The sequence below is a fragment of the Demequina globuliformis genome, from assembly GCF_000975155.1.
Taxonomy (GTDB): Bacteria; Actinomycetota; Actinomycetes; order Actinomycetales; family Demequinaceae; genus Demequina; species Demequina globuliformis.
Map to the genome: position 1 here is coordinate 1,636,020 of NZ_BBRG01000001.1, position 25,200 is coordinate 1,661,219.

Annotated in this window: 20 protein-coding genes and 1 tRNA gene; 12 read left to right on the plus strand and 9 right to left on the minus strand. The window is 67.7% G+C overall.

The genetic code is table 11. From position 1 onward, the window contains the following. Positions 1-170: 170 nt before the first annotated feature. On the plus strand, positions 171-4,442 hold the full coding sequence (locus AOP75_RS07675) for a PDDEXK-like endonuclease domain-containing protein (RefSeq protein ID WP_152649995.1): 4,272 nt from the start codon (positions 171-173) through the stop codon (positions 4,440-4,442). 30 nt (positions 4,443-4,472) lie between these two features. Here AOP75_RS07675 and AOP75_RS07680 read toward each other — a convergent pair whose 3' ends face one another. Together AOP75_RS07680 and AOP75_RS07685 are read right to left on the minus strand one after the other, a co-directional pair. After that, entirely contained in the window at positions 4,473-4,670 is a 198-nt protein-coding gene (locus tag AOP75_RS07680) for an FmdB family zinc ribbon protein (protein WP_083966850.1), read from the minus strand. Positions 4,671-4,680: 10 nt separating this feature from the next. After that, entirely contained in the window at positions 4,681-5,304 is a 624-nt protein-coding gene (locus tag AOP75_RS07685) for a 5-formyltetrahydrofolate cyclo-ligase (protein ID WP_062078514.1), read from the minus strand. Positions 5,305-5,415: 111 nt separating this feature from the next. Between AOP75_RS07685 and AOP75_RS07690 the strand changes: the two genes are divergently transcribed. Genes AOP75_RS07690 through AOP75_RS07700 form a run of 3 tightly spaced genes read left to right on the plus strand, consistent with a single transcriptional unit; the run spans position 5,416 to position 8,276 of the window. After that, the gene (locus tag AOP75_RS07690) at positions 5,416-6,618 is read left to right on the plus strand and encodes a molybdopterin molybdotransferase MoeA (protein WP_161794556.1); all 1,203 of its coding nucleotides are present in this window, start codon (positions 5,416-5,418) and stop codon (positions 6,616-6,618) included. A gap of 40 nt (positions 6,619-6,658) precedes the next feature. Continuing rightward, positions 6,659-7,198 (plus strand): GNAT family N-acetyltransferase, encoded by a 540-nt coding sequence (locus tag AOP75_RS07695; protein ID WP_236683128.1) that lies wholly within the window; start codon positions 6,659-6,661, stop codon positions 7,196-7,198. Positions 7,199-7,250: 52 nt separating this feature from the next. Next, positions 7,251-8,276: a hypothetical protein gene (locus AOP75_RS07700; protein WP_062077931.1), complete on the plus strand. Its 1,026-nt coding sequence runs from the start codon at positions 7,251-7,253 to the stop codon at positions 8,274-8,276. Between the two features lie 168 nt (positions 8,277-8,444). Here AOP75_RS07700 and AOP75_RS07705 read toward each other — a convergent pair whose 3' ends face one another. From AOP75_RS07705 to AOP75_RS07715, 3 genes are all read right to left on the minus strand, one after another. Then, positions 8,445-9,767, minus strand: a complete 1,323-nt coding sequence (locus AOP75_RS07705; RefSeq protein WP_062077933.1) for a glycosyltransferase — start codon at positions 9,765-9,767, stop codon at positions 8,445-8,447. Beyond that, positions 9,764-11,968 (minus strand): glycoside hydrolase domain-containing protein, encoded by a 2,205-nt coding sequence (locus AOP75_RS07710; RefSeq protein WP_062077935.1) that lies wholly within the window; start codon positions 11,966-11,968, stop codon positions 9,764-9,766. Before AOP75_RS07710 ends, AOP75_RS07705 begins: the two co-directional genes overlap by 4 nt. A gap of 266 nt (positions 11,969-12,234) precedes the next feature. Continuing rightward, a complete protein-coding gene (locus tag AOP75_RS07715; protein ID WP_062077937.1) occupies positions 12,235-12,864 on the minus strand; it encodes an HdeD family acid-resistance protein in 630 nt (209 codons plus the stop codon). A gap of 141 nt (positions 12,865-13,005) precedes the next feature. Between AOP75_RS07715 and AOP75_RS07720 the strand changes: the two genes are divergently transcribed. Next, positions 13,006-13,081 (plus strand) — tRNA-Ala (locus AOP75_RS07720). A gap of 87 nt (positions 13,082-13,168) precedes the next feature. On the opposite strand, the gene AOP75_RS07725 is transcribed toward AOP75_RS07720, so the two are convergent. Further along, on the minus strand, positions 13,169-14,026 hold the full coding sequence (locus AOP75_RS07725; RefSeq protein ID WP_062077939.1) for a Sir2 family NAD-dependent protein deacetylase: 858 nt from the start codon (positions 14,024-14,026) through the stop codon (positions 13,169-13,171). 238 nt (positions 14,027-14,264) lie between these two features. On the opposite strand from AOP75_RS07725, the gene AOP75_RS07730 reads away from it, so the two are divergent. Further along, complete coding sequence (locus AOP75_RS07730; RefSeq protein ID WP_152649997.1) at positions 14,265-15,263, plus strand: FKBP-type peptidyl-prolyl cis-trans isomerase; 999 nt, start codon at positions 14,265-14,267, stop codon at positions 15,261-15,263. A 111-nt stretch (positions 15,264-15,374) separates the two neighbouring features. Here AOP75_RS07730 and AOP75_RS07735 read toward each other — a convergent pair whose 3' ends face one another. Both AOP75_RS07735 and ocd read right to left on the minus strand, forming a co-directional pair. Continuing rightward, positions 15,375-16,580, minus strand: coding sequence for an AI-2E family transporter (locus AOP75_RS07735; protein ID WP_062077943.1), 1,206 nt, complete (start codon positions 16,578-16,580; stop codon positions 15,375-15,377). Positions 16,581-16,664: 84 nt separating this feature from the next. Then, complete coding sequence (gene ocd, locus AOP75_RS07740) at positions 16,665-17,702, minus strand: ornithine cyclodeaminase (protein ID WP_062077945.1); 1,038 nt, start codon at positions 17,700-17,702, stop codon at positions 16,665-16,667. A 149-nt stretch (positions 17,703-17,851) separates the two neighbouring features. On the opposite strand from ocd, the gene AOP75_RS07745 reads away from it, so the two are divergent. Next, complete coding sequence (locus AOP75_RS07745; protein ID WP_062077947.1) at positions 17,852-18,289, plus strand: Lrp/AsnC family transcriptional regulator; 438 nt, start codon at positions 17,852-17,854, stop codon at positions 18,287-18,289. Between the two features lie 5 nt (positions 18,290-18,294). Here the strand turns inward: AOP75_RS07745 and AOP75_RS07750 are convergent, their stop codons facing one another. Then, the gene (locus tag AOP75_RS07750; protein ID WP_152649998.1) at positions 18,295-19,809 is read right to left on the minus strand and encodes a dolichyl-phosphate-mannose--protein mannosyltransferase; all 1,515 of its coding nucleotides are present in this window, start codon (positions 19,807-19,809) and stop codon (positions 18,295-18,297) included. A gap of 62 nt (positions 19,810-19,871) precedes the next feature. On the opposite strand from AOP75_RS07750, the gene rsmI reads away from it, so the two are divergent. The 5 genes from rsmI (at position 19,872) to AOP75_RS12885 (ending at position 25,198) form a co-directional block, all read left to right on the plus strand. After that, positions 19,872-20,717 (plus strand): 16S rRNA (cytidine(1402)-2'-O)-methyltransferase, encoded by an 846-nt coding sequence (rsmI, locus tag AOP75_RS07755; RefSeq protein ID WP_062077951.1) that lies wholly within the window; start codon positions 19,872-19,874, stop codon positions 20,715-20,717. Then, positions 20,714-21,580 carry a M15 family metallopeptidase gene (locus AOP75_RS07760; RefSeq protein ID WP_062077953.1) on the plus strand — a complete coding sequence of 289 codons (867 nt, stop codon included), beginning with the start codon at positions 20,714-20,716 and terminating at the stop codon, positions 21,578-21,580. Before rsmI ends, AOP75_RS07760 begins: the two co-directional genes overlap by 4 nt. Positions 21,581-21,625: 45 nt before the next feature. Continuing rightward, positions 21,626-23,422 (plus strand): methionine--tRNA ligase, encoded by a 1,797-nt coding sequence (gene metG, locus AOP75_RS07765; RefSeq protein WP_062077955.1) that lies wholly within the window; start codon positions 21,626-21,628, stop codon positions 23,420-23,422. Then, entirely contained in the window at positions 23,419-24,255 is an 837-nt protein-coding gene (locus tag AOP75_RS07770) for a TatD family hydrolase (RefSeq protein ID WP_062077957.1), read from the plus strand. Before metG ends, AOP75_RS07770 begins: the two co-directional genes overlap by 4 nt. 145 nt (positions 24,256-24,400) lie before the next feature. Next, positions 24,401-25,198 carry an aggregation-promoting factor C-terminal-like domain-containing protein gene (locus AOP75_RS12885; RefSeq protein ID WP_062077960.1) on the plus strand — a complete coding sequence of 266 codons (798 nt, stop codon included), beginning with the start codon at positions 24,401-24,403 and terminating at the stop codon, positions 25,196-25,198. The last annotated feature ends 2 nt before the right edge of the window (positions 25,199-25,200 follow it).

The following is a 25,200-nucleotide window of genomic DNA, read 5'->3' on the forward strand; positions in this document are numbered from 1 at the left end:
ACGAGAGGCCGGGAGCGGTCCCACAATTTCCTTCAACGGTGCGCGTCGGCTGATCAAGTGGGCGCGCACTGTGTCGTTTCCGGGCCCGCCGGCTGCCCCGCGTGGCACCGCACGCGAGCGGCCCGGCGTGGTGGCCGCATCTGAGAGTCAGGGATGGGTACCGTAGGACAGTGGTGGACTACATCGGGCGTTCCCTCGTGGCGGACGCACTTCAGGAGTGGCGAGAACAGCTTCAGGCTCGCGCGACGGTGTCCCCTCTCCGCGACGTCGTCGCCACGCAGGCCGAGCTCATCGACCTGCGCCACTCTCACCCCTCAGGGCTGGCCCAGCTCTTCGCTTCGCGTCCCACCGCGCTGACGTCCCTTGTGCGCGAGGACCAGGCGCTCGACGCCGCCCTCACGAAGGGCCGCGCGATTCTCACAGAGGCGGAGCGAGTCAAGGCCGCCACCGGTGCCTGGACCGCCGCGATGGCGGTGGGAACGGCCTGCTGGCGCGAGGCCAGCCACGACGTCGAAATGCCGGTGCTGTTGCGTGCGGTCGAACTCGATCGGTACCGCGAACGCGACCTCCACATCACGTTGCGTGACGAGGTCTGGATCAACCCGGTGATGGTCTCGCTGCTACGGGAACGCGCCGCGCAGGCCGGCCGGGAGACGGCACCGGCGCTGCCGACCATCCACCCCGGCCGGGACTTTGACCCGCGTCCACTGTGGGACGCGCTCGAGGAGCACAAGGACCTCCTTGGCGAAACCTTTGAAGTGCGCAATCGCCTCATCCTGGGTGCGTACGACGACCCGGAGCAGCGCCTGCTTGACGACTTGGACGACCTCGACGCGGTCATCGGCGCATCGCCCATCCTCGCTGCGGCCGCAGGCGACCGTGACGCGCTCGCAACCCTGGGCGAGCCCCTTCCTGCGTTCCCCCGCGGTGATCGTGACCCCTTCGGCGAGCGCGGCCTCGGTGACCTTGACGACGTCACGTTCGCCGCATTGGACTTGATTGCCACGGGCCGCGACGTCTTCCTCCAGACTCCGCCCGGCGCGGACTCCGTTGGCATTGCCGCCGCGATAGGCGCCGACGGTGCCGCATCCGGGCGGACCGTCGCCATCGTGGGTGGGCAGGATGACGCCCTCAAGGCGATCGGTCGCCGCATGGCTGACCTGGGCGCCGGCGACGTCGTTGTCGATGGCACGGAGGCTGCGTGGAACATGAGGGCGCGCTCGCGCCTGCTTGAAGCGATCACGATGGGCACGCCCCACGTCGATGACGCGCAGTTGCGTGCGTCCGGCGAGGCCCTCGTGACGGCACGCGCTTCGCTGCACCGGCGATTCGACGCCCTCCACCGCACCTACCGCCCTTGGGGTGTGAGCGCCTTCGAAGCGGTCCAGGCGATTGTGCGCATTACGACGTCCACTCCGCCGCCGGAGACGACGGCGCGGTTGGGGGCCGACGCCGGAGCAGTAGTCGTGGACAACGGCTTCGCGTCCGTCTCGGCTGCGCTCGCACGGGCTCTCGCTCCCGAAGGGGCCGATGAGGCCGCGGTGGCGAAGCAGGCGGATGCCGCGGCGGCATTGTCGATCGACGAGGGCGCAGAGCCGTGGTGGTCAGGGCACGCTCTAAGTGAGGATGGCCCTCGCCTTGACGAAGCCCTCGCGTCGTTGCTGGGTCGCTCCCTTCCGAAGCTCCGCTCTGAGGCAGCGATGGCCGCGCACGAGACCGGTGTCGACGAGGCCCCTAGCTTCGCAGTATGGGCAGATCAGGTCGACATGTTCGACCAGTTGCGTCAGGTCCTCGAGATCTTCTCTCCCGCGGTGTTCCACCGGTCGCTGCATGACCTCGTGTCCGCCACGGCTCCGCATGGATCCTCTCGCCATGTCGACATCCCGCGACGGGACCGACGTGCGCTCATGCGCCGGGCGGTGGAACTACTGCGACCTGGCCGCGGCAAGGAGACCTTGCACGCCGACTTGGTACGCGCGCATGACCTGGCCTTGCGGTGGCGCTCGCACTGCTCCGCTGGCGGCTGGCCAGTGGTCCCCGATGACTACGACCTCTACATGGACCGCGTTGAACGTGCGCGAGGCGAGTGGGAGACCATCGCCAGCGTCGTGACGGCCGTCACGGGAGCGCAGGACGCGATCGCGGAACCGTGGGACGAGCTCGTCGACCGGCTCGACCGCCTGGCGCTCGGAGTTCCGGGTTCGCTCGAGTCCTCCGACGTCACTGACGTGGATGTCGACATCGACTCCGGCGGGTTCGCGACCCTCGTGGCCGACCTCCGCGAACGCGGTGCGACGGGAGCGCAGATCCGGCGTGACCTGGAGTTTGCGTGGTGGGCTGCAGCCTTCGACGCGATTGTCGCGACTGACCCATCGCTCACGGAGTACGGCGCGATTGGCGCCGCCGTCGAGGAGTTCCAGGCCCGCGACGCAGAATTCTCTGCAGCGCGCATTGGCCCCTTGATGCGTGCGGCTGCGGAAAGGCGGCGCAGCGCGATCGCTCGTCACCCGGATATGGCGCGTGACCTCTTCGCTGCCCTGGTGGAGGGCCGCGACGCGTCCTACCAGGACCTGTGGCGCGACTTCACGCCGCTCGTCACGGCATTGCGTCCAGTGGTGTTGGCGAAGGCGGAGCAGGTATCGCACCTCGCGCCGCCGTCGTTGTCGATCGACATCGCCGTGGTGGTGGCAAGCGAGTCTCTTGCGCTGGCGGAGCTGGTTCCCACGCTGGCGCGCGCCAAGCAGGTCGTCGTCGTAGGTGACGCGCACGCCGCGACCCGTTCGGCGGTCGCGGCTTTGGCCACCTTGCTGCCCCAGGTGACCATGCACGCCACCGGTCAGCCTCGCGACCCGCGCGTCAGTGCGCTGCTCAGCGAGGCCGCCTACGGCCGCGCACTGCCGACCCAGCCCGCGGCCCGCGCCCAGGGCAGGCTCGCAGTGACCTACGTCGAGGCATCGGCCCCCATCCCGGACGAGCGCCAGCAGGTCGAGACGACGGAGGCCGAGGTGCGGGCGGTCGCCGACTACGTGGAGGACGCCTTCTCCCGCGATATTCACCGCGCCCGGCTCGTCGTGGCGGGTTCGCTCGCCCACGCCGAGGCCCTGCGCACTGAACTGGTGGCACGCTCCGCGCGCGTGGCGGCAGCGACACGCATCGAGGCACTCGGTGAGGCCGCGGGCATCCGTTGCGATGAGGTCATCCTGTCGCTGGGATTCGCTCCGGACGAGCACGGCAACGCGCCCACCTCGCTCGGCGCGCTGTCGGAGCCATGGGGACGGCAGGCGCTCGTGCAGGCGCTCGTCGCCTCTCGCTGTGACGTCACCGTCGTGTCCGCGCTCGATGCAGACGCCCTCACGGCCAGCGCCGGCGATGACGCTCCCGGTGTCGACGATCTGCGCGAACTGTTGCGTGCGGCACAGACCGAGCCCGTGTCGCCCGAGCGGCCAGAGCCGGCTCCCAGCGACTGGCTCCTCGCGGACGTGGCGCAGCGCCTACGGCATGACGGCTACCCGGTCCACGTGCGTTACGGCAAGGCAGCAGACGCCATCCCCATGGTCGTGGGCGGCAAGCGCGACCCCGAGTTCTCGGTGGCGATCGTGACCGACGAGGCCTCGACGGCGGGCTCGGTCTCCCTGCGCGACCGAGTCCGGTGGCAGCGCTCGCAGCTGGAGCGCCTGGGATGGGTTGTCGTTCCGCTGTGGACCCTTGACGTCTTCATGGACCCGGATTCCGCGGCGGCACAGGTGCGCGCGGCGCTGCCGGAGAACGCCCCCGCGCCCGTCATCGTGCAGGATGCCCTCGACATCGACGTGCCCGCCGCTGCCGAACCCGACGCCGCACCCGAGGTCCAGGAGGACGTGCGGCGGCCCGAGCCCGAGCCGATGACCCTGGGCCTGTCCACACTCATGGTCGAGTCCGCGATCGATGCGGCCACGGGGCAGCGAGCCGAGGCCGCTTCCGATACCACCCCCGGGGCGAGCCCCACGGGCGTGCCGGCAGCAGCGGTGCCGGAACGAGACGACGCTGAGCCCGCTCCGGAGCCGGAGCCAGAGCCGGAACCCGCCACGGCTGCGGTCGCGACACCGACCCCGCGGTCGAAGCCCGAGATCATCTCCGTGGAACTGGACTTCGAGATCCCCGAGCAGCCAGGTGACAAGGCAGGCGCCGACGCCGCCGAGGCTGCGCAAGCGCATGAGGCGTCAGAAGCGGATGAGGCGTCAGAAGCGGAGGAGGCTGCCGACGTGGACGAGGACTCTGACGACGCAGCCCCGGACGAGGCCGCCGACGAGGACGACCACCTTCCCACCCCGGCACGCCCGCAGGGTGCCGACCGTCCGCTCATTCCTACCCGAGCGTGGGAGGACGAGGACGCCGGCTGGGGCGATGGCTATTCGGGTTCACGCGAGGACGACATCCTGCGCGAAAAGCCCCCGCACTGGTAAATCCAGACGCGGGGGAGGGTGCGCAGTGCGCTAGTTCGAGGCCTTGGCGTCTGAGCGGGAGTCCGTGCGGTAGAAGCCCGATCCCTTGAAGGTCACGCCCACGTTGCCAAAGACACGGCGGAGCTGGCCGGAGCATGCAGGGCAGGTGACGAGAGCGTCGTCGTGGATCGACTGCACCTCGTCAAAGCGGTGGTCGCAAGCGCGACAGGCATACGAGTACGTGGGCATGTCGAGCATTCTACGCGGGAAGTGACGTAATCCCTTGCGGCGTGATAACGGCGTTGACGGGCCGGTCGTGAGACTCGCGCGGAAGCAGCGCACCATCCACGTGGAATTCCGACGTGAAGGTGAGGGCCACGACGGGAGCGTCGGGGCGTGCGAGGGTAAGAGCGCGGTCGTACCAACCGCCGCCTTGGCCTAGGCGAGTGCCGGCCACGTCCACGGCCAGGGCCGGGACCACCACGACATCGGCCCGTTCGAGTGCCTCCCCCGGCAAAAAGGTGCCGGACGGCTCGGGAGGGCGCCCCGGCGCACGTTCCACGAGGTCGTCGGCGCCACGATATTCAGCCCAGCCGCGCTGAAGCCCGTCGCCCAGGCACGGGATCAGCACGCTCACCCCGCGGTCGTGCAGGGCAGAGATGAGGGGAAGGGTGCCAGGCTCGTGGGGGCGAGACGCGTAGACGGACACGCACTGGGCGCGCTCGACCGCCGGCAGTTGCAGGACATGGTCGCGAAGTGCGACCGCGAGCTCCTCGTTACGCCGCTCGGAGCGGTGCAGGCGAGCCTTCCTGACGGATGCCCGCAGGTGAGCTTTCGCGTCTTCGGGCGCCTCTGTTCGGGCATGGCTCGGCTGCGAGGTCATGTGTCCCATTGTGTCAGTAATTCGTGAACGCCTCGTGACGTGTTCCTCACATTGCACCCCCACCAGCGCGGCACTTGCCGTGGTGGCGCGTCGGCGGCGACAATGCGTGACGTGACTGTCCACAGCCTCGCCGACTACAAGCGCGTAGTCAGCGCTGCGCTCGGCCGCAACCCCGCCCTCGACGTGCTGATCGCGGATGCGGTCGGCGGCACCCTCGCCGAAGATGTCGTGGCGGCGCGTGACCTGCCAGCGGCGCCGGTGTCCGCCTGCGATGGCTACGCCGTTGCCGCCGCCGACGTCACGGCGGATCACGCGTTGGTGGTGTCGCACGACGTGTCATTCGACGACAGGTCGCCGCGCACGCACGTCCCGGGCACGGCGGCGCGCGTGCCCTCGGGCGGGCCGCTGCCGCGGGGCGCCGATGCCGTGGTTCCGTCTGACCGCACCGACGGCGGCGTGGCGAGGGTCATCATCGATGGTCACGTCACGCCGGGGCAGAACGTGCGCCCGGAGGGCTCCGATGTACGGGCCGGCGAAATGCTGGTGGCGGCAGGGACGCGGCTGGGCCCGCGCCAGGTTGCCGCGGCGGCCGCGATGGGCAGGCCCCGCCTGCGCGTGCATCCCGTGCCGCGCGTGGTCATCGTTGCCGTGGGTGATGAGCTGATTGATCCAGGCGCGCGCCGTCCCGGCGGGGGAGTGCCGGACGCGAACTCCCATCTGCTCGCTGGCCTGGTGCGTGACGCGGGCGCGCAGGCGTACCGGGTGGGGCCGGTTCCGGACGAGCCGCTCGCGCTACGCGCAGCGCTCGAAGATCAACTGGTGAGGGCCGATGTCCTGCTCACCACAGGCGGTCTGTCCCAGGGGACGCGTGACACGGTGGCCTCGGTGATGGCGCGGCTGGGGAACTTCGAACTGTCGGACGTCGCCCTGTATCCGGGGCGCCGCATGGGCCTTGGCGCGATCGATATGGGGCCGCGGCACATTCCCGTCGTGGCGCTGCCGGGTTCACCGGCCGCTGCGGCAGTGATGTTTGAGGCCTGTGTGCGCCCGGCTTTGCGTGACATGTGCGGATTCCACCAGCGTGAACGCGACGCCATGGTCGCGACGGTGGGTCAGGGCTGGAGCGCGCGCGAGGGCCACGTGAACGCCGTCCCGGTCGCGCTGCGACGCACCGACGAGGGTCGCGTGGCGACACCCATTGGGGACGGGACGCTGTCACTGGCCTCGCTGGCAAAGGCGGACGCACTGGCGTGGACGGGTCCAGAGACGGCCGAGGTCGAACCCGGTATGCGGGTTCACTGTTCGCGCTGGTGAGACTGTGCGCCCTGTCACGCTGACCCGCGGACCGGTGACGGTGCGCGCCTTGCGACGGTCCGACGAGGCCGCGTGGCTGGACTTGAGGGCCAGGAATCGGCGGTGGCTCCAGCCGTGGGAGGCGACGACTCCGCCAGGGGCAAAGCCTCCGGGGGCGACCTTTGGGCAGATGGTCAGACGAGACCGCAAACAGTGGCGCGAGGATGCGGGGTATCCGGCCATTGTGGAGTTCGAGGGCGCGCTCGTCGCGCGCGTGACGATCTTTGGCGTGCAATGGGGTGCTGAACGCGGCGGCTCCATTGGCTATTGGATCGACGAAGCGCACGCGGGGCGGGGGATTGTGCCCACCGCGGTCGCCATGCTGGCGGGGTTGGCGTTCGACCGCGGACTGCACCGTCTCGAAATAGCGGTACGCCCAGAAAATGACCGCTCGATCGCGGTGGCGCAGAAGCTGGGCTTTCGCGATGAGGGGCTGCGGCTGTCCTATCTCTACATCGACGGCAACTGGCGCGACCACCGTATTTATGCCTGCACTCAAGATCAGCCGCGAAGTGGCCGATATTGGGGGCAACAGAACTGACACGCCGCGCGCCTCACGCTCCTGAGCGCCGCCCGGCCGTACCGTCGTGCCCATGGTGCCAGTCGGACTGCTCGCGATCATCGCGTTGGGGCTCGTGGTCGCCTACCTTCTTCCCCAGCGGATCAAGGAACGCGGCGACTACGCCCTTGTACGAACCGAGGATCGCTACAGCGCGCAGATGCGCGTCGTGAAGTCCTCCGCCGAGCGCCTCGAGAAGGCGGCCGCTCGCCCCTCGACGGACTCCGGTCAGGTGCCGTTGCTGGCCACCGGAGCCACGCGCGCCGAGCGAGTCTCCGAACGTGCCGAGACGCAGTCGCGGCCCGTGGGTCCACTTGATCAGGCCGCCGTTTTCGCCCAGCGTGAGCGTTTGCGCGTGCGCCGAGACCGCGCCGCCATCCTTGCGGAGCGTGCCGCGCAGGCTCGCCGTCGCCTGGTGGTGGCTGGCGGTGCATTGGTGATCGCCGTGATCTCGTGGGGATTCGTCGCCTTTGCTGGCACCTCCGGTTTTGTGGGCGCAGTGGCGACCGCTGCGGTCGTGGGTGTCGTAACCGCGGGAGCGCGAGCAGCTGCGGCGCAGCGCAAGGCCGATGAGCGTCTGCTGCTGGTCGCCCGCGAGGTCGAAGCGGCAGCGACCGCAACCCAGGCCCTACGAGTGGTCTCGCGTGAGCGTGCCGCTGGCCACGAGGCCGAGCCGTCGGACGTGGCGACCCAGGCCATTCGTATTGTCACCTCCGAAGACCTGGCGCCCTTGGCCGCGCCCGCACCAGTGCCGGCGCCCGAGCTTCCCGAGCGGGTGCAGACGGAGACGTCCGCTCCTGAGGAGTCCGCGGCGTGGTCACCGCGCGAGATGCCCGCCCCGTCCTACACGCTCAAGCCGACAGTGCGTCAGCGTGAGGCGCGCCCCATTAGCGCCGAGGACTACGACGCCGCGCTGGCTCGTGCCAAGCGTTGGGGCCAGAGCCAGGAGCAGCCTGCAACGGTCGTGGCTTCCACAGGCACCGACTCCGTGCAGCCCGAGCCCGCCAGCACCACGGCGGCGCTTGATGCGATCCTCGCCCGCCGTCGCCGCGCAGGCTAGAAACCCAACGCCGGCCCGCTCGCCCGCCCGCCACCCCTTCCCGCCAAATGGCTCCATTTGGCTGTTTTACGGTCGTATAACAGCCAGTTTGTGCCACTTCAGCGGATGCAAGCGCGCGCGTGGGCGCCGCGGCACCCGCATGTCAGCACTCGCGTGCCCGCCGGTCGGCTAGCGCGCGCTCACACGACCAGATGGCTCCATCTGGGGCATGGGGGCAGCGGAAGCGGACAGCCGCGACATCAGGGCATCGAAGACGCGCTCGCGGTCGCACATCATCGCGTGCTCCCTGGCGCGTCGCCGGTGAGCGTCCTTGTGGGCGTCGGTCATCCCCAGGATCGCCTCGTCAAGCGCGCCAGCGATCGCGTGCGGGTCGTCGGTTGGCACCAATAGTGCGGTGCTGCCGACCGCCTCGGGGATCCCCCCGGTCGCGCAGGTGATCACGGGCCCGCCGCCCGCCAGCATCTCTTCCACCAGCGCGATTCCAAACGTCTCCGTGAACTCGGGGCGGGGTTTGGACGGCAGCACGTAGGCGGCGCACGCGGCCATCAGGTGAGGCTTTTCTTCGTCGCCAACGTCGTCGAGGAATCGGATGCGATGCGCAGCTGGTGAGGACGCCGCATGTGCCTGCAGCGCCGCGGCGTCGGGGCCCCGGCCAGCGATCACGAGCGTCCGCGAGTGATGAGTCATGGACGCGGCAAAGCCATCGATCAGGTCGTCGACTCCCTTGGCGGTGCCCAGGCGAGAAAGGAACAGCACGTATCCGTCGCGCGTGAGTCCCCGCCGCCGCACCACGGCGTCCGTCACCGCAGGGTCAAGATCCAGGTAGGCCGATGTGTCGATCGCCGGGTAGGAGATGCCCACCCGCCGTTCACATTGAGTGGCGAAGTCAGTGCCGTACCGGGCGTCGATGGCAGCAGCCGCCTCGACGATGACCTCCTTCGTGTAGTCGGACACCGCGACACAGTGGTCCTGGGCCAGGTAGCTCGACAGCACGTGGGCGGCCGCGCCAAACCGGTCGGCCTCGACGCAGGCGCGCACCACGTCCGTGACGTCGGAACCCACCGCCTCCGCGATAGTCGTGACGTTGACCGGCAGTCCCGTGGCTCGGGCGGCGCTCACTGCCTCCTGCACCGCGAGGGTGTGGGGGGACAGGTAGAGGGAGAGACACACGGTCGGCACGCCGTCGGTGAAGAGTTCGATCAGCCTGCCGGTGATGCCCGCTTGGAAGCGCCCGTCCGGAATCTTGTAGCCGCCCACGGGAGCGGGCCGTTCCACGGTGATTCCCGGCGAGTACGGCATCACGGTAGCCAGCGGCTTGAGCGGCAGACCCGTCTCTTCCAGCCGGTCAAGGGGCCAGGTCACGATCCTGACGTCGTCGAAGCCGCGAGTCAGGGCAACCTCGGCGAGGTTGCGCGCCTCTCCGGAGTGGCCGCAAATGACGGGATCAGCGCGCACAACAATCACGAGCCGACGGTCGGGGCGAGTGGTCATGACAACACCTCCGGTGAGGTCCATGAGGGAGGGCGATGGTCGGTGCCCCAGCCGGAAGGCTCGGGGCCAAGTGTGAGGTGCAGGCGGCCACCGGCGTGAACGCGCGAGGCGGGAATCCATGCGCCCGGGAGAGGTTCGCCGTTGAAACTTGCGGATTGGATGTACTGAACGGCGCCGTCGCGGTGGGGCTCGCGAAATCCAGAGGTGTCGATGCTGAGCATCCCGCCTGCGACCGCGACGGTCGAGTAGTGAAACGCCGGGGGATGGAGGAGGAACAGCGCTTGCCCGGCGACGGGGAACAGGCCTAGCGACGCCCACACGTACCAACTGGACAGGCCGCCGGAGTCGTCATTGCCGGGCAGTCCGCCTCGCCCGGTGCCGAACTGCTGGTGGACGATGGCGTGCACGATCTCCGCGGTGCGGTCCGGGCGTCCCGCATAGTGATAGGCCCACGGAGCATCCATGTCCGGCTCATTGTTGAGCCCTTCGAACCTTCCGAGCGAGTATCCGGCGACCATTTCCTCGACCGACGGCCGCACGCCCGGCTGGACAACGGCGTCGGCCCCTTGCCCAAAGAAGCTGTCGAGCGCGTCCACGAAGCCGTTGTCGCCGCCGCTGAGTCCCACCCGGGAAGCCATGTCATGCATGAGTCGGAACGAGTAGTTCGCGCGGGTGCCCTCGTAGAACGTCGAGTCAATGAGCAAGCCATCTGGCCCGAACGCCGCCGGCCAGTGCTCGGCCAACTTCTCCAACTCGCTCGCCAGGTCCATGTCGCCCACTAGCCGCGCCACATGCGCCGTGCACCAGTAACCGTAGGACAAGTCCAGTGTGTGACTGATGGGGTGGGTGATGCCGCGCAGCAGGTAGTCCTCGCCGTAGGTGCGCCGCAGGTCAGCGGTGAGATGCACGAGCGCCCACTCCCAGTCGATCCCGGGCAGGCCCAGTTGTGCGAGGTCTGCCAGGAACGTGTGGGCCAGCGCGGAGCCTTGGCGCCCAAAGCGGTCGGAGCCTCGCGCCATGCGGTAGCCGATGGGGAGGTTGCCCTCCTGTTCACAGATGGTCAGCAGCGCGTTGGCGAGTTCGACCGCGCGGTCCGGCGCGAGCGTGGTCAGGAGCGGCAACTGTGTGCGATAGATGTCCCACATCGTGGAAACGTCGAAGACCCACGGGCCCTTCGACGGCCAGAACGGGCTCTCGTCCTTCGCGAACGACGGCTTGATGAGTGAGTGGTACATCGATGTCGCGAAGACCTCGCGGCGCTCGCGGTTGTCGGTGTCGATCCGTACCTTGGCGAGCATGCCGTCCCATGCCTGGCGCGTGGCGGCGACGCGGCGGTCGAAGGCCGGGGCCTCGTGCGCCTCGTCGCGCTTGAGGTTGGCGCGCGCCTGCTCAACGCCGCGCAGCGAAAAGCCCATGCGGACCTCGACCTGTTGGCCCTCCGTCGTGGGTCCCGCCCACATGAATCCGAACGGGCGCAAGGTCGTGGGGCGGATGTGGTCGAAGGCCAACGAGGACCCGCCCGGCATGAGCCTGCGGTCGTACCACAGCAGCTGCCGCCACCCCTCGACGTCGCACTCGATGTGCACGGCGAGCGGCGCACCTTCGACCACGATTTCCCCTTGGACGACCCCGGGCTCGACCGTCTCGAGATGGGCGCGCAGCGGCACGGTCGCGCCATACGGAATGGCGAGCCCACCCATGGACATGTCGATGACGACGCGCGCGTCTGCGTGAGCGGGGAACGTGTACCGGTGGACGGCGCTCTTGGGGCCGACCGTGAGTTCCGCCGTGATGCCTGAGTCCAGCCGGGTGCGGTACCAGCCGGGCCTGGCGTCCTCGTCGTGGAGGCCCCATGTTTGCCCTAGGGCGTCAAGCGGTTCCAGCATGGGCGTGACGCGCATGTAGTTGTAGTACTTGCGAATGGCACCCGTGCCTGACTGTTGAAAGTGCGTGAAGCCGGAGGCGACGAGGTCCTCGTGGAGGGCCGTCGGGACTCCCTCCGTGGACAGGTCGTAGCGGCCGTAGCCGGTGGGATAGGCACCGGAGTAGGCGCATGCACTCACCATGCCGAGCGGGTGTGTGGCTCCCGGATGCGTGTTGCCGATCAGCGGCTTGGGTGCCCACCACGTGGCGGCGAGCCCGGACTGTGCGGGCAGGTCCGTTGGCTCCACGCCGATGAACGGGTCCACGTGGTCGAGCATGGTGCCCCTTCCGCCGCGGCGGCGCCGCAACTGCAGGGGCCGCCTGTAGCGCTCACGCTACGGCGCGGCGGTTGAGGAGGCATTGCGGGAATGAGTCGGTTGTGTGAACTCTGCCGCGACCGTCTCCACCGCCTCCACCACCGCCAGATGGCACCATTTCGCTGTTTTGGCTGCGCTAGACAGCCAAATGGAGCCATTTCGCGTCAAAAAAGGTGAGGGCCGATGCCAGGGTTGCCCCGGCATCGGCCCTCACCTTGAGTGTGTCGTTAGCCGTCGATGACGGTGTGCTTCTCGGCTTCCGCCTCGGTCGGCAGGTGACGGCCGAGCGCGAAGGCCTGCACCACGCCTACGATGCCGATGAGCAGGAAGGTGATGCCGGTCATGAGGACCAGGGCGAGGGCACTCCAGGTGGGCACCACGATGAGCACAATGCCGGCGACCAGACCAATCACGCCGCGCACGTAAGCCATCGAGGAGGACTTGGCACGGCCAGCCTGCGCGAGAGTCGCGACGCCCTCGATCACCCAGCCCAGGCCAATCAAGATGACAGTGATCACGGTCAGCACGCCCGCGGCGGCCGTCAAGTTCTTCAGCATGACAATGCCGCCCAGTAGCAAGAGCAGGCCAACGATCATGTTCAGGATGCGGGCACCGGTCGCCACGTCGCGGCTGAAGATGCCGACCGCAGTGCGCACGGCACCTGAGATGACGAAGAAGATTCCGGCGAACACCGCGACGACCTCAAGGGACTTCCCTGGCCACACCAACAGGGCAATACCGATGGCGATGCCCACCGCGCCCAACACGCCCATCGTGACGCGGGCAACGTTGATGGCATTGCGCGTCATCTGAGCGGGATCGAATCCCAGTTCATCGGTGTAGCGCGGCTGGTTCATGGTTCCTCCTGTGCGAATGGGGCCGTCACGGTCATGCTAGCGGCGGGGTCGCGCCGAGAGCTCGCGCCTCGACGGCGACTGCGCATCTGAGGATGCCGGTTGCCGGACCGACTGCGGCAGGTGGTATTCTCGTGAAGCCTTGGGGCTGTGGCGCAGTTGGTAGCGCGTCTCGTTCGCAATGAGAAGGTCAGGGGTTCGATTCCCCTCAGCTCCACCAAGTAATCAGGGTCGCACCGGTCACGGTGCGGCCCTTTTTGTCGCCACTGCGGGGGCGGTCGGGTGGCGCTGCGGTTGCCGCGCCGGATCAGGGCAAGGAGCCGGGCACACCCAGTTCGCGCGCCAGGCTCGCCAGCGTCTCGCTGGTGCCCGCGTCGATTTTGACGGTGGCGCGACGGTCCCCTTTGGTGGCGCCGCGGTTGATGATCACCACCGGTGCGCCGCTGCGGTGCGCCCGCTCAATCAAGCGCGACCCCGAGTTCACCGCGAGTGACGAGCCCGCCACGAGCAGCGCGTTCGCGCGGTCCACGATGGCCTCTGCGGCCCGGGTCCTGAGTGCCGGCACCAACTCTCCAAAGAAAACGACGTTGGGCTTGAGGAACCCGCCGCATACGCTGCACTCCGGCACGCTGAAGCCCTCCCACGTCGCAGGTGCGACGTCGCCGTCGGGGCCGAGCTCGACCGCGTCGGGCATCGCCAAATACGCGTTGTCCCGTTCGATGCGTGCCGCGATCTCCTCGCGCGCAAACTCTGAGTGGCAACGCAGGCATGTCACTGTGCGCATGTCGCCGTGCAGTTCGACGACGGCGCGCGACCCGGCGCGCAGGTGGAGCCCGTCGACGTTCTGGGTGACGAGCCCCGCCACGGTTCCCGCAGACTCGAGCGCCGCCAGAGCCTCGTGCCCTGCGTTGGGCCGGGTGCCCGCAAACGCCTTCCACCCCAGGTGCGAGCCCACCCAGTAGCGACGCCGGAAGGCCTCGTCTCCCAGGAACTCCTGGATGGTCATGGGGGTGCGCCGTCGTGAGGTGGCGCCCCGATAGTCCGGGATACCGGAGTCGGTGGAGACGCCGGCACCTGTCACGACCGCGATGCGGCGCCCGGCGAGCACGTCCACGGCGCGGTCAAGAAGAGCGGCGTCTGGGGTGGTGGCTTCCTCTGTGGTCACGCGGGTCCTCCCGGCTGATCGTGCACGCGCGTTGCTCTTCGATGGTCGCACGCGCGGCGGCGTCGCTGGGTGGGGACGTGCAGCCGCATGGCCACTCAGACGAAACCTGACAGAATGCTAGGAGTCTTCCGAGCCGGGGAACTCTTCGAGCCCCCCATCGGTTGTTCGACTATGACCGATGCCGGTGTGTGCCGGCGCCCCCACACCCCTTTCGCGAGGGGACGCAAGGAGTAGCCCCTTGAGGACCACCCGCACTACCACCGCCGTCGCTATGGGAGCTATCGCGCTCCTGGGGCTCACGGCATGCTCATCGGACGCTGGGGACGAGGCCGACCCGACCGCGTCGGCGAACACCTCCACTGAGGCCAACGCGGATCCTTCGGCCGCGGCCGTCGCTGAGCCGACGGAAGAGGACATCGCGGCCGTCGACTCGATTGAGTGGACGGAGGGCGAGGACGGAGTGCCGGCTCTCGAATTCGAGCAGCCCCTCACGGTCTCCACCACGGTGGACCGGGTCGTCACCGAGGGTGACGGTGAGACCCTCGAGGACGGCGCGTACGTCAACCTCAACTACATCGGCTTTGACGGCGCTGACGGAGCGGTGTTGTACGACACCTACTCCACCGGATCCACTCAGGCCTACCAGCTCACAGAAGGTGCGATCGCGCCTTCGCTGTATGACGCACTGATTGGCCAGCAGGTCGGCGCACAGATTTTGATTGGCGAGACGTACGAGGCCCCGGATGAGGCCGGCGAGCCGATCGACGTGTCCTCGTTCACTGCGGTGACCGTCGAGTCGATCACCACCCCGTTGGAGCGCGCGGAGGGCACCGCCGTAGACCCAGTCGATGGCCTGCCTGTCGTGACGCTCGACGACGCCGGCAAGCCCAGCGTCGAGATTCCCGACGGTGACGCGCCCACGGACCTCGTGGCGCAGCCACTCATTGAGGGCGACGGTGCGACGGTTGAAGAGGACAACGTTCTGATCGTGAACTACAGCGGTTGGCTGTGGGAAGACGGTAGCCAGTTCGACTCCTCGTGGGAGCGTGGCGAACCCTCGCAGTTCTCGCTTCAGGGCGTGATCCCCGGTTGGACCCAGGGCCTGGCAGGGCAGACTGTTGGCAGCCAGGTGTTGCTCGTGGTGCCGTCCGAGCTCGGCTATGGCGATGAGGACCGCGACGGCATTCCCGCGGGATCGACCCTCGTGTTCGTCGTCGACATCCTCGCGGCGCTGTAGGGCTCTACGCGACGACGCTGTTCCACGCTACGACGCTGAAGGCGCCGGTCCCCACGGTGGGGCCGGCGCCTTCAGCGTTGCTAGGGTCAATCCTGCGCGTTGGGAGCGGGACTAGCCGGAAGGCTTGGCGTCGAGATCCACGGTGTCGCCGTCCACGACCGTGTCGGTTGCCTCAAGTTGTGCGACCACGTCATAGGTGCGGCCTGTGTTCTTCGCGATGGCGGTGATGAGCGCCGCGACGGGCAGCGCCATGAACGCACCCATGGGGCCCGCGATCGCGCCGCCGGCCATGGCGCCGCCAAAGGCCACGGCGCCGTTCAGTTCCATCGTTTTCGAGGACAGCCGCGGGTTGAGGACGTAGTTCTCGATCTGCTGGTAGACCAGCACGTAGCCGACCAGGATGAGCGTGGGCACCCAGCCCTCGACGGCGAGCATCACCAGCGAGGGGATGATGGCGCCCAGGTATGTTCCGATGAACGGAATGAACTCCGACACGAATCCCATAAACAGCGCCATGGGCAGTGCGTACACGAGCGGCATGCCGACCAAGATCATCGTGAAGAACGCGCCGGTGCCGCAGACGATCATGAGCAGCAGGCGCGAGTAGAAGTAGCCACCGGTTTGCTCGATCGAGGTGCGCGCGATCCAGGACACCACTTCCTGGCGCTCCGGAGGCATGCGGCGCATGATTGTGCGCATGAGGCGGGGGAAGTCGGCCGCGAAGTAGAACGTGAACGTCAGGATCGTGAACACGTCGAAGACGAGGCCCAGCCCGGAAGACACGAGGCCCAGCACGTTGTCGCCCCATTGTTGGACGGCGTGCAATAGCGGCGCAGTGGCGTTTTCGGCGGCTTGCGGGTCGACGAAGTCGCTACCAAAACGGTCCGCAGCCCACGCATTGAGGTTCGTCATCCAGGCCGTCAGGTTTTCGCTGACGGCGCTCGCGAACTGCACGATCGCGGGGATCAGGAAGGACACCATCAGGATCAGGGCGACGAGCGCTGACAGGAAGATGATGCCAACGGCGGCGCCGCGAGGCATGGTGAATCGACGGGTCAGCGCCTCGACGCCAGGGATGATCGCCAGCGCAAAGAACAGCGAGATCAACAGGATCCCGATCAGGTGGCGAAGTTCCAGCACGATGGCAACGCCGAGCGCAGCGGCAGCAATCACCACCACGAACTTCCACGAGCTCATCCATACAAAACGGTTTGCCCACGCGGGTGCCGTCGAGTGTGGCCGATCACCTTTGACGGTTTGGGCGGCTTGCGCCACCTCCGAGGGCACCGTGGCTGGCGCGTGCTTCTTGGCGTTCATGGGGACCATCGTGCCAGGCGAGGGCCGATGCCGGTAGGCGCCACTGGGCCGCCGACCGGCAGGAGCGTGCGGGTACGGGGGACGCTAGCGCGAGCTGGGCACGGAAGCGGGAGAGACCACCATGCCGAACAAGTCTCGCGGGTCGGCAGGGGAGGCGACGAGGTCGATCTCTCCGGCAAACTCCGTCCCCTGTACGGCATCAGCCACGTGGGCCAGGGCCGTGAGGTCTTCAAGCGCGAACCCCACTGAGTCAAAGACGGTGATCTGTGCAGGAGACGTGCGCCCCGTGGCCTGCCCAGTGATGACTGTCCACAGTTCCGTCACCGGGTGGTCCGCGGGAAGGTGCTGGATCTCGCCTTCGATGCGCGTCTGAGGTTCGTACTCCACGAAGACATCCGCGCGACGCAGAATGTCGGTGTCGAGCTCGGTCTTACCGGGGCAGTCGCCGCCGATCGCATTGAGGTGCATGCCGGGCTCCACCCAGTCGTTGGCAACGATCTGCGCGAGCGCCTTGTCTGCGGTTGCGGTCGTGATGATGTCCGCCCCGCGGCATGCGTCTCGTGCGCTCGTGGCCCGGTAGACGGTGAATCCGTGGGGCTCAAGGTTTCGTTGGAGCTTGTCCATCGCGGCCGGATCGGTGTCCCAGATGCGCAGCGACGTGATGCCGAGCGCCCCACGCATGCCCAGGGCCTGGAATTCGCTTTGCGAGCCGTTGCCGATGATCGCCATGACCTCGCTGTCAGCGCGAGCCAGGTGTCGCGCGGCCATTGCAGAGGTCGCCGCCGTGCGCAGCGCGGTCAGCAGTGTCATCTCGGCGATCAGGATGGGATAGCCAGTGTGGACGTCCGCGTAGGCGCCAAACGCGGTCACGGTCTGCAGGCCGCGCGCGGGGTTCGCGGGGTGCCCGTTGACGTACTTGAAGCCGTAGCGGTCTGCATCAGCGATAGGCATGAGTTCGATCACGCCAATGGGCGAATGCGCTGCGATGCGTTCCACCTTGTCGAACTGGGGCCAACGCGCATAGTCAGTCTCGAGGCGGGCGGCGATGTCAGCGATGATCCGCTCGGCGCCGGTGTGGCGGATCCAGGCAGTCATCCGGGGAACGTCGACAAGCATGACCATGGTGTTGCTCCTTCTCGTGTCGGTGGGTCACCTCCTGGTTCCAGGATCGCAAGGAATGCGAGCACTTTCCTGGCCTTTGGCGCGTGAAACGTGCGAGTATCAAAAGAACCGCGACGGAAACGCGCGTTCGGCGCAAGGAGGGTGCACGCATGGATGCCTTAGACCGCAAGCTGCTCGATCTGTTGAGCGACGACGGCCGCGCGCCCTACGCGGAACTGGGGGAGCGCATCGGCCTGTCAGCCTCCGCCGTGAAGCGGCGAGTGGACCGGATGATCGCCGATGGCGTGATCCGTGGCTTCACCGTGTTGACCGACCCGGAGGCGGTGGGGCACGGCACGGAGGCGTATGTCGAGTTGTTCTGCCGCGGCATCGTGGGACCCGCGGAGCTCAGGCGCATTCTGGAGAAGGTTCCTGAGGTCATCGAGGCCACCACGGTGACGGGTCAGGCCGATGCCATGGTCACGCTCCGTGCCAAAGACACCCAGGACCTCGAGAGGGCGCTCGAGCAGGTGCGCGCACCCAATCAGGTGGACTCCACCCGGTCAGCGATTGTGCTGTCGCGACTCATCGAACGTCGCGTTCACTAGCGGCGCTAGACCCACGATGGCAGCCACATGTGCAGTTGCCAGTAGCGGAAGGGGACGGGCTCGCCGGTCCACAGCGGAGTGAAGAAGCCCGCCACGATGAGGACAGCGGCCACGTAAACCAGACAGATCACCACGCCGGGTTTCCACCACGCGCCGCGGAGGCGGTCCGGTTGCGCGAGTCTCTTCATCGCCCACACCACCATCAGGACCAGGAACGGCGCCATGGTCACGGTGTAGAAGGTGAAGATGGTGCGGTGGGCGAACGGCAGCCACGGCAGCCAGGCCGCGAGGTACCCCGTCGTCACCGTCAGCGCGAGCATGTCGCGGTGGCGGACAATGCGCCACAGTGCGTACAGCAGGACGGCGGCGCCAACCCACCAGATGAGTGGGTGGCCGATGCTGTGGATCGCTGACACGCACCGCTCGGCGCCGCAATCGACATCGGTGACGTCCTCAAAGTAGAACGCGGTTGGCCTGATCTGCAGCGGCCAACCCCAGGGATTGGACTCGTAGTTGTGGGGCGAGTCGAGGCCGCGGTGGAACTCCCACATTTGCGAGTGATAGTGCACCAGGGAGTTCAGCGAGTCGGGGAGCCACGTGAGGCCCTCGCCGGGGTTGTCCTCTGCCCAATGGCGGCCCCATGAGTTGTCCGAGCGGAACCACGGGATCCACGACGCGAGGTAGACCAGGGGCATGATGACGATGGTCGCGAGGAAGGCGGGGATGGCGCGCACGAGGCCTGCCCCGAACCAGTTTTCCCACCCGAGCATGCGCCGTTCGTACCAGTCCCAGATGACGGACAACACCAAGAAGGCGGCCGCGAAGTACAGGCCATTCCACTTGACGGAAATCGACAGGCCAAAGGTGGCGATCGCGGCGAGGCGCCACCACCGGATTCCCAGGGACGGGCCCCGCCCAGGGATGAGCGAACCTTCGCCAAGGCCTAGCCTCTCGCGTTCGGCTACCGACTGCCTGACGAGCGTGCGGCGCGTCACATGGTGATCGACGACGAGCAGGCCCATCGCGGCGACCACAAAGAACGTGAGGAAGATGTCGAGCAGGGCCGTCCGCGACAACACAATGTGTTCGCCTTCGACCGCCAAGAACAGGCCGGCGACCGCGCCCCACAGCGTGGAACGCAGCAGGTGTCGGGCGATGAAGGCGATCATCAGCACCGTGAGGACGCCGACCACGGCCGACATAAAGCGCCACCCGTAGGCGGAGGGGCCGAACATTTCCATGCCCCAACTGATCATCAGTTTGCCGACGTTGGGATGCACCACGTAGTCGGCGTCGGTAGACAGCTGGGACACGTCGCCGTTGGCGAAGTCCTGGTTATCGCCGCCCCAGTCGCCTTCGTAGCCCAGCGTCATCAGCGAGTAAGCACCGCGCGCGTAGAAGACCTCGTCGAAGACCAGCGCCTGCGGGTAGCCCAGGCTTGAGAAGCGCATGATCGCCGCAACGACGCCCACGATCGACGCCATCAGCGTCACCCGCCAACGCCACACGAATTCCGTCACAAGGGGGAGCCTAGTGGGTGGCGTTTCTCAGACGACTCTCGCCGCTGTGCGACGCTGGTGGCATGACCGGTCGCCTCAGCCTTGCCGCCACTCCGATTGGCAACGTGGGCGACGCGTCCGCCCGATTGCGAGCGGCTTTGACGGAAGCGGACGTGATCGCGGCGGAAGACACTAGGCGCCTGAAGGACCTCGCACGCAGGCTCGACCTGAGCGTGAGCGCGGAAGTCATCGCACTGCACGATCACAATGAGCGTGACCGCGCAGGCGACCTCGTACAGCGGGCGGTTGGCGGTCAGTGGGTCGTGGTGGTGTCCGATGCCGGCATGCCAACCGTCTCCGACCCCGGTTTCCGCGTGGTCGAGGCCGCGGTCGCAGCCGGGGTCGTCGTGGACGTGCTGCCGGGGCCGAGCGCGGTGCTGACCGCGCTGGCGCTGTCAGGGCTGCCCACCGACCGCTTTTGTTTTGAAGGCTTTCTTCCGCGCAAGGAAGGAGAGCGTGCCCGAGCGCTCGCCGGACTGGCGGCCGAGCAGCGCACCATGGTGTTCTTCGAGGCCCCTCACCGCCTTGCCGCGACCCTTCGCGCCATGGTGGAGGCGTGGGGCGGGGAGCGCGAGGCGGCCGTCTCGCGAGAGCTCACGAAGACCTATGAGGAGACGCGGCGCGGACCGCTCGTTGAACTAGCCGAGTGGGCGGTCGCCGGTGAACCACGCGGAGAGATCGTGGTGACCGTCGCGGGCCGTAGCGCTCAAGCCCCCACCCTCGAGGCCCTCGTGTCCGAGGCACTCGCGCGCGTCGCCGCGGGCGAACGCGCGAAGGACGCTGTCGCGGACCTCGCCACCACGTCAGGAGTGCCCCGCCGCGACCTGTACGCCGCCGTGCTGGCTGCGCGGGAGGACGCCAGGCGATGAGCCTCCGGCCGCAGCACGCGCGACGCCGGCCACGCGGCGCCGGGCTGCCGGGCACTGTCATAGCGTCGATCGCGGGCGTGGCGGGAGCGTGGGCGGTGGTCGCGTTCGGGCCAGCGAACGCCGCAACACCCTTCGCCGACGATTCCCCTCTTGCCTCAGCGGTCGCGGCCGATCCCGGTGCCCAGTCCGGTCCCGCTACGGAAGACACCGCGAGCATCGGCCCCATCACCGCGCCCAGCGTCGACGCAAACATCGGCGCCGCTCCTGAGCTCAGCGTCGACCTGTGGAGTCGACACTCGATCGACGAGCCCGAGTCGCCGTGGGTCGTGACCAACAAAACCCGCCCCGTGAACCCGATCGACTACGCGCCACCCGAGTTGGACACGGTCGCCGGGGTGTCGATGGTCCCGGAGGCCGCCGCTGCCATGACCCGCATGCGCGCCGCCGCAGCCGACGCCGGGGCTGCCTTTTCTTTGTCGAATGCGTACCGGTCCTATGGCAAGCAGTCGGGCCTGTACTCAACGTATGTGGCAAACCTGGGGCGCGCCCTCGCTGACCGCGGCTCCATGCGCCCGGGCTACTCGGAGCACCAGACGGGCTGGTCGGCCGACGCCTATTCCTCTGCGGCCTGCCGCATCAAAGCGTGCTTCGCCGACGAACCCGCCGGCAGATGGCTTGCTGAGCACGCCCACGAGTTTGGATTCATTGTGCGTTACCCCAGCGATGCGCAGGACATCACGGGCATCCGCTACGAGCCGTGGCACGTGCGGTACGTGGGCGAGGACCTCGCCGCGGAACTGGTCACGACCGGCCTCACCATGGAAGAGTTCTTCGACCTCCCCGCTGCTCCCGACTACGAGTAGGCAGTCCCGTCCGCGCCACCGCGCGGCTTCACTAGGATGGGGCCCATGTCACGCATCCTCTCTGCTGTCGCCTGGCCGTACGCCAACGGACCCCGCCACATCGGCCACGTCGCCGGGTTCGGAGTCCCCTCGGACGTCTTCAGTCGCTACATGCGTATGGAGGGACACGACGTCCTCATGGTGTCCGGCACGGACGAGCACGGTACGCCCATTTTGGTGCAGGCCGACCAGGAGGGCGTGAGCGCGCAGGAGCTTGCTGACCGCTACAACCGCGTGATCGTGGAGGACCTGGTTTCGCTGGGCCTGTCCTACGACCTCTTCACCCGCACGACCACCGGCAACCACTACAAGGTCGCGCAGGCCCTCTTCAAGGCCGTGCACTCAAACGGCTACATGATCGAGCAGACGACCCGTGGCGCCATCTCGCCGTCGACCGGCCGCACCCTGCCAGACCGTTACATCGAGGGCACCTGTCCCATCTGTGGTTCCGACGGCGCTCGCGGCGACCAGTGTGACAACTGCGGCAACCAGCTGGATGCGGCGGAGTTGAAGAACCCTGTGAGCCGGATCAACGGCGAGAAGCCGCAGTTCGTGGAAACGGAGCACTTCTTCCTCGACCTGCCCGCGCTCGCCCAGCCGCTGTCCGACTGGTTGGGCACCCGCCACGGGTGGCGCCCCAATGTTATGAACTTCTCCCGCAACTTGCTCGCGGACGTGCGCCCGCGCGCCATGACCCGCGACATCGACTGGGGTATCCCCGTGCCGCTTGAGGGCTGGGAGTCCAACCCGAACAAGCGCTTGTACGTGTGGTTCGACGCCGTGATCGGCTACCTCTCCGCCTCGATCGAGTGGGCGCGTCGCGAAGGTGAGCCGGACGCATGGCGCCAGTGGTGGAACGACCCGGAGACGCTGTCCTACTACTTCATGGGCAAGGACAACATCACGTTCCACAGCCAGATCTGGCCCGGTGAACTGCTCGCCGCCAACGGTCGCGGCGACAAGGGCGGCTCGCTCAGCGAGTTCGGTGACCTGCAGCTCCCCACCGAGGTGGTCTCCAGCGAGTTCCTCACCATGGAGTCCTCCAAGTTCTCCTCAAGCCGCGGGCACGTGATCTACGTGCGCGACATGCTGGCCCGCTACCAGCCCGACGCCCTGCGCTACTTCATCGCGACGGCCGGTCCGGAGTCCCAGGACGCGGACTTCACGTGGTCCGAGTTCAAGAACCGCACCAACAACGAGCTCGTCGCTGGCTGGGGCAATCTCGTGAACCGCACGGCCTCGCTGCTTCACAAGAACGTGGGAGAGATCCCGCAGCTCACTGATCTTCAGGACGTTGACCGTGCCGCGCTCGAGCACTCCGAGGCATCCTTTGGTCGCGTGGGCGAGCTCATTGGCGCACACCGTCAGCGCGCTGCAATCGCCGAGGCCATGCGAGTGGTGGGCGAGGCCAACAAGTACTTGGCTGACACCGCCCCGTGGAAGCTCAAGACGGACAATCCCGAGCGTATGAAGACCGTGCTGGGCGTGGCGGCGCAGTTGGTCTCCGATGCCAACACACTGCTCGCGCCGTTCCTGCCGCACTCGGCGCAGAAGGTTCACGAGGCCTTGGGCGGCACCGGCACGTTTGCGCCCATGCCGCAGATGAACGAGGTCGAGGACCTGGACCTGCCCGACCGCCACTACCCCGTGATCCAGGGAGACTACTCCGCGGTCGCGAACACATGGTCGCGCAACGAGGTCGTGCCAGGCACGCCGGTGGCTCAGCCATCGCCCATCTTCGTCAAGCTTGATGACTCGATTGTTGAGGACGAGCTGGCGCGTATGCGAGGCGACGACGAGTGACCCGCGCGGGCCAGTGGCCGCCGGTTCCTGAGGCGCTTCCGGCGCCCATCGTCGACAACCATTGCCACCTTGAGTACCCGGCAGGGGATGAGCCGCGCTCTGTTGAGCGGCGCCTCGAGGATGCCGCCGCCGCTGGCGTGACCCGCGTGGTTCAGGTGGGCTGCGAGGTCGACTCTGCGATCTGGACGGCCGATGCCGTCACGAGGTTCCCGCAGATGCTCGGGGGAGTGGCCATCCACCCCAACGAGGCGGCTGTGCTTGCTGCCGCGGGCACGTATGACGAGGCTTTTGCGACCATCGCGGACTTGGCTCGTGGCGAACGCATCCGCGTGGTGTCCGAGACGGGGCTGGACTACTTCAGGACGGGCCCGGAGGGCCGGGACGCGCAGGTGGCCGCGTTCCGCGATCACATCGCGCTCGCGAAGGAGCTCGACCTCCCTCTCCAGATCCATGACCGTGACGCGCACGCTGACGTCGTCGAGGTCCTTGACCGGGACGGCGCGCCCGAGCGCACGGTTTTCCATTGCTTCTCTGGCGATGCCGGATTGGCGCGGCTGGCGGCCCAACGTGGCTGGTATTTGTCCTTTGCGGGCACGGTCACGTTCAAGAACGCCGGGGCGTTGCGTGCTGCTCTCGCGGTCACGCCGTTGGACCACGTCTTGGTCGAGACTGACTCCCCGTTTCTGACGGCGCACCCCCACCGCGGCACGCCGAATCATCCCGCCTTGGCGGCGCTCACCGCGCGCACGGTGGCGGACGTTCTTGAGGCTGATCTGCGCGTTGTCTGCGAGACCGTGAGTGCCACATCGGAGTCGCTGTACGGGCCGTGGTAGGTCCCTCTCGGGGCCACCGCATGCCTGTGACTGTCGTCACGTGGGGTGGCGCATGTGGGGCCAGCTGTGAGATAAAGGACCATTCGCCGTTACGGTTTCGTTATTTGGATGGCACCTCCGTGACGCGCACGAAAGGACCGCAAACTTGAGTTACCGACGCACGACCCCTGCGCCCGGTGGGCGCCGTGAGACCCGCACCAAGACCCGCTTCCGTCGCCGCACCGTCGGCACCGTGACGGTCGGCGTGGCACTGTCGGCCTTCGCCGTCGGCTCGTTCGCCTCTGCTGGCGTCAACGCCTTCGCGAGCCCGCAGACGGATAAGGACGTCGCCGCCGCCGAGGCCACCCTCGCGCCAGTCGAGGCTGCGTCCACCGACATCGAGGTCGTCACCACGACTGAGGAAGTCAAGCTCGAGCACGGCTCGGTGCAAGAGGATGACCCCAACACGGACAAGGGGACGGAGAAGGTCGTCACCGAGGGAGAGGACGGCACCGCGCTGGTCTCCTACGAGGTGACCCTGAAGGACGGCGTCGAGGTGGAACGCTCCGAGGGGCTGACCGTCGTGGTCGATGAGCCCGTCGACGAGGTCGTCGCCATCGGCACCAAGACCAAGCCCGCCATCCCCACCGGCGTCTCTAACGCTGGCACCAACCGCGCGATCGGCAAGGAGATGGCCGCCTCCAAGGGCTGGACCGGGGATCAGTGGAGCTGCCTCAACGCGCTGTGGACCAAGGAATCCAACTGGAACTCCAACGCCCACAACAGTTCGTCAGGCGCCCACGGCATTCCGCAGTCCTTGCCCGGCTCCAAGATGGCCTCGCACGGTAGCGACTGGGCGACCAACCCGGCGACCCAGATCAGCTGGGGTCTGTCCTACATCTCGGGCCGCTACGGCAGCCCCTGTGCCGCATGGGGCCACTCGCAGAGCGTCGGCTGGTACTAAAC

Excerpts from the sequence above, each read along its gene's own strand:
- AOP75_RS07680 (WP_083966850.1), bottom strand. The coding sequence starts at position 4,670 with ATGCCCACGTACTCGTATGCCTGTCGCGCTTGCGACCACCGCTTTGAC.
- AOP75_RS07685 (WP_062078514.1), bottom strand. The coding sequence starts at position 5,304 with ATGACCTCGCAGCCGAGCCATGCCCGAACAGAGGCGCCCGAAGACGCG.
- AOP75_RS07700 (WP_062077931.1), top strand. The coding sequence starts at position 7,251 with ATGGTGCCAGTCGGACTGCTCGCGATCATCGCGTTGGGGCTCGTGGTC.
- AOP75_RS07705 (WP_062077933.1), bottom strand. The coding sequence starts at position 9,767 with ATGACCACTCGCCCCGACCGTCGGCTCGTGATTGTTGTGCGCGCTGAT.
- AOP75_RS07710 (WP_062077935.1), bottom strand. The coding sequence starts at position 11,968 with ATGCTCGACCACGTGGACCCGTTCATCGGCGTGGAGCCAACGGACCTG.
- AOP75_RS07715 (WP_062077937.1), bottom strand. The coding sequence starts at position 12,864 with ATGAACCAGCCGCGCTACACCGATGAACTGGGATTCGATCCCGCTCAG.
- AOP75_RS07735 (WP_062077943.1), bottom strand. The coding sequence starts at position 16,580 with ATGAACGCCAAGAAGCACGCGCCAGCCACGGTGCCCTCGGAGGTGGCG.
- ocd (WP_062077945.1), bottom strand. The coding sequence starts at position 17,702 with ATGGTCATGCTTGTCGACGTTCCCCGGATGACTGCCTGGATCCGCCAC.
- AOP75_RS07745 (WP_062077947.1), top strand. The coding sequence starts at position 17,852 with ATGGATGCCTTAGACCGCAAGCTGCTCGATCTGTTGAGCGACGACGGC.
- rsmI (WP_062077951.1), top strand. The coding sequence starts at position 19,872 with ATGACCGGTCGCCTCAGCCTTGCCGCCACTCCGATTGGCAACGTGGGC.
- AOP75_RS07760 (WP_062077953.1), top strand. The coding sequence starts at position 20,714 with ATGAGCCTCCGGCCGCAGCACGCGCGACGCCGGCCACGCGGCGCCGGG.
- metG (WP_062077955.1), top strand. The coding sequence starts at position 21,626 with ATGTCACGCATCCTCTCTGCTGTCGCCTGGCCGTACGCCAACGGACCC.